The organism is Streptomyces luteolus, from assembly GCF_029968015.1.
Classification (GTDB): Bacteria; Actinomycetota; Actinomycetes; order Streptomycetales; family Streptomycetaceae; genus Streptomyces; species Streptomyces luteolus.
Window position 1 is genome coordinate 131,851 of record NZ_JASCIS010000007.1, and the last position, 12,409, is coordinate 144,259.

General features: G+C 68.3%; 10 protein-coding genes and 2 pseudogenes. 4 read left to right on the forward strand and 8 right to left on the reverse strand.

Annotated elements, in window-relative coordinates:
• Positions 1-125: 125 nt before the first annotated feature.
• Positions 126-312: pseudogene (locus QIT00_RS09230) on the forward strand (S8 family serine peptidase); the annotation flags it as partial.
• A gap of 676 nt (positions 313-988) precedes the next feature.
• Here the strand turns inward: QIT00_RS09230 and QIT00_RS09235 are convergent.
• Positions 989-2,584 carry an extracellular catalytic domain type 2 short-chain-length polyhydroxyalkanoate depolymerase gene (locus QIT00_RS09235; protein ID WP_282534657.1) on the reverse strand — a complete coding sequence of 532 codons (1,596 nt, stop codon included), beginning with the start codon at positions 2,582-2,584 and terminating at the stop codon, positions 989-991.
• A 163-nt stretch (positions 2,585-2,747) separates the two neighbouring features.
• On the opposite strand from QIT00_RS09235, the pseudogene QIT00_RS09240 reads away from it, so the two are divergent.
• Positions 2,748-3,342 (forward strand): annotated as a pseudogene (locus tag QIT00_RS09240) (MFS transporter); the annotation flags it as partial.
• 19 nt (positions 3,343-3,361) lie between these two features.
• On the opposite strand, the gene QIT00_RS09245 reads toward QIT00_RS09240, so the two are convergent.
• The 4 genes from QIT00_RS09245 to QIT00_RS09260 form a co-directional block, all read right to left on the reverse strand.
• Entirely contained in the window at positions 3,362-3,961 is a 600-nt protein-coding gene (locus QIT00_RS09245; protein WP_282534658.1) for a TetR/AcrR family transcriptional regulator, read from the reverse strand.
• A 132-nt stretch (positions 3,962-4,093) separates the two neighbouring features.
• Positions 4,094-4,753, reverse strand: a complete 660-nt coding sequence (locus QIT00_RS09250; RefSeq protein ID WP_282534659.1) for a peroxiredoxin-like family protein — start codon at positions 4,751-4,753, stop codon at positions 4,094-4,096.
• Positions 4,754-5,233: 480 nt separating this feature from the next.
• Complete coding sequence (locus QIT00_RS09255) at positions 5,234-6,565, reverse strand: class I SAM-dependent RNA methyltransferase (RefSeq protein ID WP_282534660.1); 1,332 nt, start codon at positions 6,563-6,565, stop codon at positions 5,234-5,236.
• A gap of 96 nt (positions 6,566-6,661) precedes the next feature.
• Positions 6,662-8,800, reverse strand: a complete 2,139-nt coding sequence (locus QIT00_RS09260) for an APC family permease (protein ID WP_282534661.1) — start codon at positions 8,798-8,800, stop codon at positions 6,662-6,664.
• Between the two features lie 199 nt (positions 8,801-8,999).
• Here QIT00_RS09260 and QIT00_RS09265 point away from each other — a divergent pair, with 199 nt between their 5' ends.
• Positions 9,000-9,668: a potassium channel family protein gene (locus QIT00_RS09265; protein WP_282534662.1), complete on the forward strand. Its 669-nt coding sequence runs from the start codon at positions 9,000-9,002 to the stop codon at positions 9,666-9,668.
• A complete protein-coding gene (locus tag QIT00_RS09270) occupies positions 9,668-10,336 on the forward strand; it encodes a potassium channel family protein (RefSeq protein ID WP_282534663.1) in 669 nt (222 codons plus the stop codon). The genes QIT00_RS09265 and QIT00_RS09270 overlap by 1 nt, the downstream gene beginning before the upstream one ends.
• 159 nt (positions 10,337-10,495) lie before the next feature.
• On the opposite strand, the gene QIT00_RS09275 is transcribed toward QIT00_RS09270, so the two are convergent.
• The 3 genes from QIT00_RS09275 to QIT00_RS09285 form a co-directional block, all read right to left on the reverse strand.
• Positions 10,496-11,221: a DUF3159 domain-containing protein gene (locus QIT00_RS09275; protein ID WP_282534664.1), complete on the reverse strand. Its 726-nt coding sequence runs from the start codon at positions 11,219-11,221 to the stop codon at positions 10,496-10,498.
• A gap of 3 nt (positions 11,222-11,224) precedes the next feature.
• On the reverse strand, positions 11,225-11,623 hold the full coding sequence (locus QIT00_RS09280) for an OB-fold nucleic acid binding domain-containing protein (RefSeq protein WP_282534665.1): 399 nt from the start codon (positions 11,621-11,623) through the stop codon (positions 11,225-11,227).
• A 96-nt stretch (positions 11,624-11,719) separates the two neighbouring features.
• Positions 11,720-12,409 carry a response regulator gene (locus tag QIT00_RS09285; RefSeq protein WP_282534742.1) on the reverse strand — a complete coding sequence of 230 codons (690 nt, stop codon included), beginning with the start codon at positions 12,407-12,409 and terminating at the stop codon, positions 11,720-11,722.

Sequence of the window (12,409 nt, forward strand, 5' to 3'; positions counted from 1 at the left end):
ATGGCCGGCGGGATTTTCCGCTGAGCGGCACGTACAACACCACCGCAGCGAACGTCCACATGTACGTCATCGACACCGGACTGCGCACCGCCCACAGTGAGTTCGGCGGTCGTGCGGCCGTCGGTACGGACACGATCAGCGGCACCTCCACGGCCGCGCCGCACACGGCCGGCGCTGCAGCGCTGTATCTCGCCGCCAACCCGTCCGCGACGCCCTCCCAGGTGGGCGACGCGCTGGTGAACAATGCCAGCCGGGCAAGGTCCAGGACCGAAGAGCGGATCCCCGAAGAAGCTCCTCTACACCCTCTTCTGACCGAACGGGGGCCGGGTCGTGGCCGTCGGTCCGCCACGACCGTCTCGCAGAGCAACTCTGAACCCGGTGTCCGCCACGACCGTCGACGCCACCCGCGCCCGGCTCGGCGCCCGGTAGTCCCATGGCCGGCGGCGACTGGCCGATCACCTACCGGACCGACAAGGACAACGTCTCACTGCGGCTCCGGCCCCGTACCGACAGGCACACGGCGCTCAGCCCGATCGGCGCGGTCCGGCATGTTCCCCTGAGGCTGATCGTCGCCCACACGGGCACGGTCACGGCGAAGGCAGTGACCACTGCGATCTCTCTCCCCCCCCCAGAACTTCCTCCTGCTCTTGGCGTCTTGTGGTGCCGGGACCGGCTCCATGTTGTCCCAGTGCTCGACGATCAGGCCGTCTGCGAGACGGAAAATGTCGAAGACCGCCATCGCGGTCGCCGATCCGGCGGGCCGCCTCTCCGCGCTCAGGGCCGAGTACGCAGGCCGTGCGGGCTCCACTCTCGACGGACGAGGTACTGGTGGTCGTGCGGGCGTAGCCCCCCATGACCACCAGTACGCGGTGCTGACCGGCAGCCCGACCGGTCGGGCGGCGCTGTGGAGCCCGGCGTGCACCGGCTGCTACAGGGTGCCCGCGGGCGAACCGGCAAAGGTTGCCCGCGAGTTCACAACGGCGAGGCCTTACTGGTATTCGACGGTCAGCGTGGCCCGGGTGTCCTTGTTGACGAACAGGTAGGCCGTCGCGGTCTGGTTCTGCTCGAATCGCAGGCGTACCTGTGTCTTCCCCGAGCGGTTGATCGCCGAAAGCCCCGCAGAGGAGAGGTCGGTGGAGGACTTGCTGCCCGAGGTGAACGAGGAGATCTGGGCCGTGCCTTGTGCGGTGGAGGTCGCTCCCCAGTCGGAGGTCTCCACTGCGCAGCCGCCGAGGCAGCCGTTCTGGACGTCGACGATGAGGCGGTTGCCGGGAGGGCTCGACCACGGATCGCCGGAGCCGCTCGTCCGGGTCAGCGTCACGAAGGCGCGGGTGATCGTCTTGCCCGCCGGGACGGCGGAGGTGTCGAAGGAGAGCACCGTGCGGTTGAACTTGCCATCGGTTCCCCGGCCGAGGGCCAGTCCGTACGAGTTCTCCCGCGTGCCGACTGCTTGGCCGGAGCCGTCGGCGGCGGCCTTGATGTAGCCGTCCTCGGCGTCGACGCTCTGTAGCGTGGCGCTGCCTGTGGTCGGCGGGGTGGTGCCCCCTCCGCCTCCGAGGGCCTTGACCATCGACATGATCGTCTCGATCTGCTTACCGCCGTGCCGGGCGTAGTCGGCATCGCCGAGGTAGCCCCACCAGTTCCAGCAGCCGTTCGGGTTGTCCAGGGTGGCGGTCGCTATGGCCTGCGGGTAGAGCACGATCAGGTTGTTGGTGTCGGCGTACTCGTTGAGATACGCCTTGTCGATGAACTGGGTGCCGAACCCCTGGTACGAGTAGCCCTGCTTGCAGCCGTGCAGGGCCACGAGCACCTTGCAGGTGGCGCCGCCCTCACAGGACGTGGGCGTGTAGACGAAGGCCTTCTCGTCCATCGAGATCGGCTTGGCCGCTCCGCCCGGCTCGTACTGGTTCTGGTCGAACTGGGTCAGCGTGCCGCCCGGCGTGCCGGCGGGTGCGTTGACCGACCCGAGCAGATGCGCCAGGAAGTCCCGCTCGGGGTCGATGCCGCAGTTGTTGATGTAGGGCGTCGCGGTGACGGTGCAGGAGTTCGGACCGAGCGGACTGATCCAGGCGTGGCCGGCGGTCGTGCTCTTGTTGTAGAGGACGTTGGCACCGAAGTGAGCGTAGTAGTCGCTCAGCGCCGTGACCACAGGGCGCTCAACCGTCGAGTCGCTCGAACCGCTGAAGGCGTAGACCGGATCCCCCGACAGATTCGCCACGTCGTCGATCTTGCCCTGGGCCGACCAATCCTTCGTGGTCTGCTTCAGCTTCTCCAGCTGGAGATCCTGACTGACCTCCATACAGGCGTTCAGAGCGGTGTTCAGGTTGTTCTGCGCGCAATACTGGGGCCCCGACGCGAAGGTGGCTGAGCCGTCGAAGGTACCGGAATACGCCACATGGAGCTGAGTCGCCATGTAGCCGCCGGACGAGATCCCGACGCTGTACACGCCGTCGACGTTGTAGGACTTGAGTTCACCGGCGACGGACACGGGAGCCGCCGCTGCGGCAGGAACCGCGACGAACGTGCTGATGGCGAGGAGCAGCCCGGCGGCTGCCCTGCCGAGCCTTCCATGAGACAGATACACGAACCCTCCAGCGATTTGAAACGGCTCAGTGTTTCGAGTGTCTGCGACGGTAGGTTTCGGTCACCTCTCACACTTATGGCTGGGAACCCCACAACAGGCGGACCAGACGTGTCTGTTGACACCGTCGACGCCGAGCCCGACGTCACCGTCGAACTGACGTCTCGTGGCTGCCCTGCCCGCAGTCGCGCTGACCGGCACCGTGCTCGGATCGCTCGTCTGGGGACGCGCGGCGGACCGCATCGGCCGCAGGGCCACCATCCTCATCTCCGCTCTGCTCTTCCTCGGCACCACGGTGTGCGAAGCCATGCCGACCTTCGGCGGCACCCTCGTCATGTACGCCCTGATGGGCATGGCGGCCGGTGGGATGCTACCCGTCGTCTACGCCCTGATGACCGAGAGCCTGCCCCCCGGCCGACGCGCGGCCATCATGGTGCTGCAGGCGGGACTGACCACCACCGGCGGCTACATGGCCGCCTCCGGCACGGTCGCCGCATACGGCGTCCCTACCCGACCCAGCAGCACTTCGGTGGCTCGGCGAAGGAGATCCCGGGCATCGGCGAGATCGGCTACATCGGCCTGACAGCGTTCGTGCTCAACGTTCTGATCACGGTGATCCTGACCTTCCTCCTGAAGATCGGGAAGGCCCCGAGGGCGTCGACGCCACGTCGCCCGGGGACTACACGGTCGATGGAACAGAAACGGCAGCCAAGCCGGCTTCTGCTCTCCGGCCACATCCTGTGCCGACTGCCAACGGTTGAACGACGAATCAACACACCTCTATCCCGCCGCCCGGACTCCGATCGAGTCCAGAGCGGCGGTCACCGTCTTTCGTAGCGACGCGTCGTCCGCTCCGGCACGGGAGCGCAAGTTGACGCCGTAGGCGATCAGCGCCAGCAGATCCGCGGCAGCTCCGGGATCGGCACTGGAGGACAACTGCCCCTGGCAGTCAGCGGTAACGAGGGCGGCGTACAGCGCGTCGCGGAGCTCCCGGTGGTGCTGGTCCAGGACGGCGCGCACCTCTGGGGCACTGTTCTCAGCCCCGGCGTGCGCGTTGGAGACCATGCAGCCCCAGCGCGCGTACTCGCCTGAGCAACGAGCCTCGATCAGACCGGCGAAGAACTCGGAAACGGCCGGCAGCCCCCGCTCGTCCTCGGCCAAGCGCCGGAACACCGGCTGGGACCGCAACTCCAGATAGCGGCGCAGTGCGGCGAGATAGAGCTCCTGCTTGCCGCCGAACGTGGCATACAGACTGGAGCGGTTGAGCCCGGTCGCGGTCACCACGTCCTGGATCCCGGTCGAGGCCACGCCCTGCCGCCAGAACAGCCGCACCACGGTCTCCAAGGTGGCGTCCGGATCGAAGTGCTTGATGTCCGGCATGTTTCACCCTCACCATCCTGAAATGAGAATTCCAAGATACTCTCGCTTCAACATGCCGCAAAGACGCTGACAGGCACAGGGCGGACAGACCGGATGGGCGCCGGTCGTAGTGATGCCGGTCGACCGCCTGCTTCAGTCGAGGGCGTCGAGGGCGTCGAGGGCGGCGAGGATGTCAGCCGGTTCCGCGCGGATGGTGTAGTCGGAATTGACGAAGGCCCAGCGGATGGCGCCATCACGGGCGATGACGTAAGTGGCGGGCAGCGGGAGGGTGCGAGGATGGCCGCCATTGACGCGCTGGAGGTCGAAGCCGAGTTTGCCGTAGACGGCAGCGAGGTCGTCGGGCAGGTCAAAGGCCAGGCCGTACTGCTTGGCCGTGTCGGAGCCGATGTCGCTGAGGACGTCGAAGGCGAGGGTGTGCTTCTCGGTGAGAGTGAGTGACTCGTCGGGAATCTGCGGGGAGACGGCCACCAGGCGAGCGCCGCGAGCGGTGATTGCGTCGTGATGCTGCTGCAGGGAGCGCAGGGCGATGTTGCAGTACGGACACCATGCGCCACGGTAGAAGGTCAGGACGACCGGGCCGTCGGCCAGTAGGTCTTCCAGGGACACGACCTGCCCAGTCGCAGAGGAGAGACTGAAGCGCGGTGCCGGGGCGCCGACGGTCAGGGCGCGGTCGGCCTGACCGGAGTCGGCGAGTTCCTGGCCGGCCCGGTGCATGATCCGTCGGATCTCAGCGGGGATCTGCTGCTGGCGTGCTTCATAGAAGGTGCGCAGTTCGGCGTTGAGGGTAGTCATGCTGCTTTTCCTCCTGGTCGACGACTGGAGCGGAACCTATCTTGAAATGCCCGTTCCAAGATAGCGGCCCTACGTGGTCCCGCGCCAGTCACGCGGAGGCGGCAACAGGTCAGAGGCTGGCGAAGGGGTAGTGGTCGATTAGGGCGAACGCCTTGATGAATGCGGCGAGTTGGAGCACGCGTCGGACGAGATGGCGGCGATCAACTGCCGATCAGACTCCGAGCGGTGGCACCGACAGAAGAAGGTTCAGCCGCCTTGAACGACCAGCCGAGGCCAGATGGATCAGCGGCACCGCCAGCGTCACAGCACCTCCATGCCCTGCCACGCTCAAGCAGGCGGCAGAGCGACCAACCTGTACTCCAGGGCAGCTGATACCCCATCAGAACGAGCGTCAAATGAGCGTCACGAGCGTCATTTCAGCGTCAAGATATCGCCCGCAACGCCCACACCGCACATAACGCGCACGGCCAAAACCGCAGGTCAGGCACCCTTCGCGGCAGGCTCAAGAATCGCCACACACTCCAGATGATGCGTCATCGGAAACAGATCGAAAGCCCGAAGCACCCGAACCCGATACCCCGCCTCCCCGAAGTACCCCAGGTCCCGCGCCAGTGCCGCCGGGTCGCAGGCCACGTAGGCGATGCGGCGGGCGCCCAGCGAGGAGAGGTGGCGGACCGTCTGCTTGCCCGCGCCCGCGCGGGGCGGGTCGAGGACGATCAGGTCGACGTCCGTGATGCCGGTGCGCGGCAGTACGGACTCGACCTTGCCCTGCTCGATCCGGACCCGGTCGAACTCCGCGAGGTTGTGCCGCGCGTCCTCGACCGCCCGCTTGCCGGACTCGATACCGAGGACCGCGCCCTGCTCGCCCACCCGGTCGGCGATGGCGCCGGCGAAGAGGCCGACGCCGCAGTACAGGTCGAGGGCCGTCTCGCCCTTGCGCGGGAGCAGGCCCTGCATGACGGCGAGGACGAGGGTGTCGGCGGCCTTCGGGTGGACCTGCCAGAAGCCGCCGTTGCCCACGCGGTACGTACGGCCGTCGGCGCGTTCGCGCACGAACGGGCGCCCGTGGACGCGGTGCACGCCCCCGTCCTTCTCCCCGACCCGCATCACCGAGACCGGACGGTCGAGTTCGACGATCGGCAGCCGCATGCCGGGCCGGGGGGTCAGGATGACCTGGCGGTCCTGCGATCCCGTCGCGGCGATCGCGTCGACGGAGGCCATGCCCGACCAGTCGCGCTGCTCGATGCCGAGTTCACTGACGCCCTCGGCGGCGATCATGCAGTGCTCGATGGGCTCGACCTCGTGCGAACGGTGGCGCCGCAGACCGGCCTTGCCCGTGTCGGGGTCGACCGCGTACTGCACGCGCGTACGCCACTGCGGCACCTCGCCGGCGGGGAGCTTGTCGCCCTCGGCGGGCATCACCGTGCCGTCCCAGCCGGCCTCTTCGGGGGTCAGTCCGGCGAGCCGCTGCAGCTGCTCGGCGAGCACCTCGCCCTTGAGGCGGCGCTGCGCGCCCGGCTTGGCGTGCTGCCAGTCGCAGCCACCGCAACGGCCGGGTCCGGCGTACGGGCAGGGCGCCTCGATGCGGTCCTTGGAGGGGTCGAGGATCTCCACCGCGTCGGCGCGCAGGAAGCGGGAGTCCTCCTCGCCCTCGGTGACGCGGGCCACGACCCGCTCGCCGGGCAGCGTGTGCCGCACGAAGAGCACCCGGCCCTCGGACGTACGGGCGATGCAGTGGCCGCCGTGGGCGACGGGGCCGACCTCGACCTCGTACTCCTCTCCCACCAGCGATTTCTTCGGTTCTGCCTGCATGGCGGGGTGGCTCCAGATGCGAAAAAAGGGACGGCCGGACAACAGCCCACCAGTCTACGTGGACCGCGCCCGGCCGCTCACCACACGGCGCACGACTCAGCTCTTGCCGTCGCCGACCCCGTTACCGGCCCCGTTGCCGGCGCCGTTGCCGGCGCCGTTGCCGGCGCCGTTGCCGCTTCCCTTGCCGCCGCTGTTGCTCGCCGCCTTCGGCTTGCGCTGCTCGACCGGGCCGCGCCGGACCGCGCCGGGGGCGTTCCAGTCCTGGCGCCTGCGGGCCCGCTGCTTGGCGGCCTCGGAGGACTCCAGCTGGTACGGCACGGAGGTGACCATCACGCCGGGCGTGAACAGGAGCCGTCCCTTGAGCCGCAGGGCGCTCTGGTTGTGCAGCAGATGCTCGTACCAGTGGCCCACCACGTACTCGGGAATGATCACGCTGACCGCGTCGCGCGGGGACTCGCGGCGCAGGTTCTTCACGTACTCGATGATCGGGCGGGTGATCTCGCGGTACGGGGAGTCGAGGATCTTCAGCGGTACGGAGATGCCGCGCCGCTCCCACTCGTCCCTGAGCGCCTTGGTCTCGTCCGGGTCGACGTTGATGCTGACGGCTTCGAGGGTGTCGGAGCGCATCAGCTTGGCGTAGGCGACGGCGCGCAGGGTGGGCCGGTGGACCTTGGAGACCAGGACGACGGAGTGCACGCGGGAGGGGCGCACGCTGTCGTCGGAGGGGCCCTCGGGGGCGGCGATCTCCTCGGCGACGCGGTCGTAGTGGCGGCGGATCGCGCTCATGGTCGCGTAGAAGATCACCATGCCGAGCAGGGCGACCCAGGCGCCGTGGGTGAACTTGGTGACGAGGACGACGACCAGGACGAGCCCGGTGAAGAACGCGCCGAAGGTGTTGATGGCGCGGGAGCGGATCATGCGGCGCCGCTTGGCGGGGTCCTTCTCCGTCCGCAGGTGCCGGTTCCAGTGCCGGACCATGCCGATCTGGCTGAGCGTGAACGAGACGAAGACGCCGACGATGTAGAGCTGGATGAGGCGGGTCGAGTCGGCCCCGTAGATGACGACGAGGAGCGCGGCGGCGCCGGCGAGCAGCACGATGCCGTTGGAGAACGCGAGCCGGTCGCCGCGGGTGTGCAGCTGGCGCGGCAGATAGCGGTCCTGCGCGAGGATCGAGCCGAGCAGCGGGAAGCCGTTGTACGCGGTGTTGGCCGCGAGGAAGAGGACGAGCGCGGTGGCCGCGGCGAGGATCATGAAGAGGATCGAGCCGTGTCCGAAGACGGCCTCGGCGACCTGCGAGATCACCGGGTTCTGCACATAGTCCGAGCCGACCGGCTGCCCGTTCAGGAACAGATCGTGTGCGGGCCGTTCGGCCATCCGGACGTCGGTGGCCATGGCGAGCACGATGATGCCGCAGAACATGGTGACGGCGAGACCGCCCATCAGGGCGAGCGTGGTGGCCGCGTTCTTCGACTTGGGCTTGCGGAACGCGGGCACGCCGTTGCTGATCGCCTCGACGCCGGTGAGCGCCGCACAGCCGGAGGAGAAGGCGCGCAGGAGCAGGAAGACCAGCGCCAGGCCCGCGAGGCCCTCGTGCTCCGGCTTGATGACGAGGTCGGCGGTCGGTGCCTTCATCTCGTCGCCGAGGACGAAGCCGCGGAAGGCGCCCCACGCCAGCATCAGGAAGACGCCGGTCACGAAGACGTACGTGGGGATCGCGAAGAGCTTTCCGGACTCCTTGACGCCGCGCAGGTTCATCAGAGTGAGGAGCACGATCACGGCGACGGCGCAGAGCACCTTGTGCTCGACGACGAATGGGATCGCTGAGCCCAGGTTCTCGATGCCGGAGGAGATCGACACGGCCACGGTGAGGACGTAGTCGACGAGCAGCGCGCTCGCGACGGTCAGCCCGGCCTTCGGCCCGAGGTTGGTGTTGGCCACCTCGTAGTCGCCGCCACCGCTCGGATAGGCGCGCACGTTCTGCCGGTACGACGCGACGACGGTGAACATCAGCACGACGACGGCGACCGCGATCCACGGGCTGAAGTGATACGCCGACAGCCCCGCGATGGACAGCACAAGGAGCACTTCTCCGGGCGCGTACGCCACCGACGACAGCGGGTCGGAGGCGAAGACGGGAAGTGCGATGCGCTTGGGAAGGAGCGTTTCTCCCAGCCGGTCGCTGCGCAGTGCGCGCCCGATGAGAATCCGTTTGGGCACGTCGGTCAGTTTGGACACGGTGAGGATCGTAAGCGTTCGAAAGGGGGGCCGCCCACCCGCCTCTCGGCGGCTGTGTAGCTTGTGCGTCTGTCTGAGACCCTGTTAATCCTGACCCCAGGAGCCTTCGGGGCCTCAGCAGTAAGCAGCAGCCGCAGAGTTGCTAACGCATTCCTAACGCATTCCTGACGTAGGAAATACGCCAGCCGGAAGGACGGTCGTGCACATCGTCATCATGGGCTGCGGACGAGTGGGCGCCGCACTCGCGCAGACCCTGGAGCAGCAGGGGCATACGGTCGCGGTGGTCGACCAGGACCCCACGGCTTTTCGCCGGCTCGGCTCCGGCTTCGGCGGGCGCCGCGTCACCGGCGTCGGCTTCGACCAGGACACCCTGCGCGAGGCCGGTATCGAGGACGCCGGTGCCTTCGCGGCCGTGAGCAGCGGCGACAACTCCAACATCATCGCGGCCCGGGTGGCCCGCGAGATGTTCGGCATCGAGAACGTCGCGGCCCGTATCTACGACCCGCGTCGCGCCGAGGTCTACCAGCGCCTCGGCATCCCGACCGTCGCGACGGTCCGGTGGACCGCCGACCAGATGCTGCGCCGGCTCCTGCCGTCCGGCGCCGAACCGCTGTGGCGTGACCCCACCGGCGGTGTGCAGCTCGCGGAGGTGCACGCGTCCAGCGCCTGGGTCGGGCACAAGATCAGCAAGCTGCAGGAGGAGACCGGCGTCCGCGTCGCGTTCCTCACCCGCCTGGGCGAGGCGGTCCTGCCGACCTCGCAGACGGTGCTGCAGGAGGGCGACCTGGTGCACGTGATGATGCGCACCGACGAGGTCGCGAAGATCGAGGCGGCGTTCGCCGAGGGCCCTGAGGAGGGCGGTCACTGATGCGCGTCGCCATTGCCGGAGCAGGCGCGGTGGGTCGTTCCATCGCGGGCGAGCTCCTGGAGAACGGGCACGAGATTCTCCTGATCGACAAGGCCCCCACCGCCATCTCGGTGGAGCGGGTGCCGCAGGCCGAGTGGCTGCTCGCCGACGCCTGCGAGATCACGTCCCTGGACGAGGCGGCCCTGCAGCGCTGCAACGTCGTGATCGCGGCGACCGGTGACGACAAGGTCAACCTCGTCGTCTCCCTCCTCGCGAAGACGGAGTACGGGGTTCCGCGCGTCGTCGCCCGGGTCAACAACCCGAAGAACGAGTGGCTGTTCAACGAGTCCTGGGGCGTCGACGTCGCGGTCTCCACGCCGCGTCTGATGTCGGCCCTGGTCGAGGAGGCCGTCAGCGTCGGCGACCTGGTGCGGCTCCTGCGCTTCAGCCACGGCGACGCCAACCTGGTCGAGCTGACCCTGCCGCCGGAGTCCGCGCTCGCGGGCACCACGATCGGCGACATCGCGTGGCCGCAGGACACGTCCCTGGTGACGATCATCCGCGGCACCCGCGTCCTGGCCCCGACCGCGGAGGACTCCCTGGAGGCGGGCGACGAGCTGCTGTTCGTCGCGGCCCAGGCCCGTGAGGAGCAGTTGGAGGACCTGCTGTCGGTCCGCAAGGAGAGCTAGCGGTCGTACGCGTACGACTGAAGTGGGCCCGGAACCTGAAAGGTTCCGGGCCCACTTCAGTTCTCGCGGCACACGGCGGGCCGACCGGCAAATCCAGCCCGTCCGGCGTTTGAGGACGAGCCCGAAGGGCGATCAACGGCACGCTGGACCACGCCCAGGTCAGGACGACGTACGCTCCCGCTCAGCCTTCTCCTCGGCCTCCATCTCCGCGAACACGTCGATCGGCGCTGGCGCCTTCGCCAGGAAGACCCAGGTCAGCCAGACGGCGAGCAGGAACGGCGGGATCTTCAGGGCGACCAGGACCCAGCCGAGCTGCGTGGTGTCCGCCCACCAGTAGAGCGGGAAGAGGACCGCGCACTTGGCGAGCAGGATGAAGCCCCAGGCGTAACTCGCCTTCGCGTACGCCTTCTTGCGGCCGGGGTTGCGGGTGCGCCAGGAGAGGTTCTCCTTGAAGACCGGGCCGAGGATCAGTCCGATCAGCGGGACCCCGGCGAGCGTCGTCACGATGTACGCGAGGGCCAGGCCGAGGGTGTAGAGCATGCCCGGCAGGTAGAAGTCCTTGGCGTTGCCGGTCATCATCGCGAAGACCACACCGAAGCCCACGCCGAATACGCCGCTGAAGGCGTGCTTGACCGTGTCCCGCCTGGCGAGGCGGACCACGACGAGCAGCAGGGAGACGCCGAGCGCGGCGATCGCCGACATCTTCAGGTCTTTGTCGACCGTGTAGATGGTCACGAAGAGCAGGCCGGGCAGGACCGTCTCGATCATGCCGCGGAGACCGCCGAACGCCTCGAAGAGAGCGGCCTCGGTCACAGCCTTCGTGTTGCTGTCGGGGTCGGCCTGACCCGTGGTGGTGTGGTCGGTCGGCTTGTCGACAGACGTCACCGGCTACTCCCGTCCGAGCGGTCTGAGTTCGTACTTCGGGTTGAAGAGCACCCGGCGGCCCCGGCTCATCGAGATCCGGCCTGATGCGATGAGTCTGCGCCCCGGCTCGATGCCCACGATGGAGCGTCTGCCCAGCCACACCACGTCCAGAGCGGCGGAGCCGTCGAACAGCTCGGCCTCCAGGGCGGGGACGCCGGCCCGGGGGCGCAGCGTGACCGTGCGCAACGTACCAGTAACCGTGACTATCTGGCGGTCCTGGCAGTCACCGATGCGGATGCAGCCGGTCGTCTCTGAATCCTCGCGGAGCTCCTCCGAATCCAGCTCCTCCTGGGACGAGGACAGCCGGTCCAGCATCCGGCGGAACCGGCCTGCCGGCTCTTCTGAACGGGGAACAGCACTCATACAGGAAGCGTACCGGGGCGCACCGACACCGCTTCAAGGCCGGTGACGGGCGGCTTCCGCCACAGCCCGCCGTAAGCCCACCGGTAGCCCGTCGTGTCACCGTTCGAACCGATATCCCATTCCGGGCTCGGTGATGAAGTGCTTGGGGTGGGAGGGGTCGGCCTCCAGCTTCCGGCGCAGCTGGGCCATGTAGACCCGCAGGTAGTTGGTCTCGGTGCCGTAGGACGGGCCCCAGACCTCCTGGAGGAGCTGCTTCTGGCTGACGAGACGGCCCGTATTGTGGACGAGGACCTCCAGGAGGTGCCACTCCGTGGGTGTCAGGCGTACGTCGCGGTCGCCGCGGTGGACCTTCTTCGCCGCGAGATCGACGGTGAAGTCCCCCGCCTCCACGATCGCCGCGTGCTCGCCCGTGCCGTCGGTGGCGGGCTCGGCCCGGCGTACGGCGGCCCGGAGGCGGGCGAGCAGCTCGTCCATGCCGAACGGCTTGGTGACGTAGTCGTCCGCGCCCGCGTCGAGCGCCTCGACCTTCTCGTCGGAGCTGTGCCGGGCGGAGAGCACCAGGATCGGCACCCGCGTCCAGCCGCGAAGGCCCTTGATCACGTCGACGCCGTCCATGTCGGGCAGGCCGAGGTCGAGCACGACCACGTCGGGGTGGCGGTCGGCGGCGACCTGGAGGGCGGTGGCGCCGTCGGCGGCGGAGTCGACCTCGTACTTGCGCGCCTTCAGGTTGATCACGAGGGCGCGTACGATCTGCGGCTCGTCGTCGACCACGAGCACCCGGGTCAT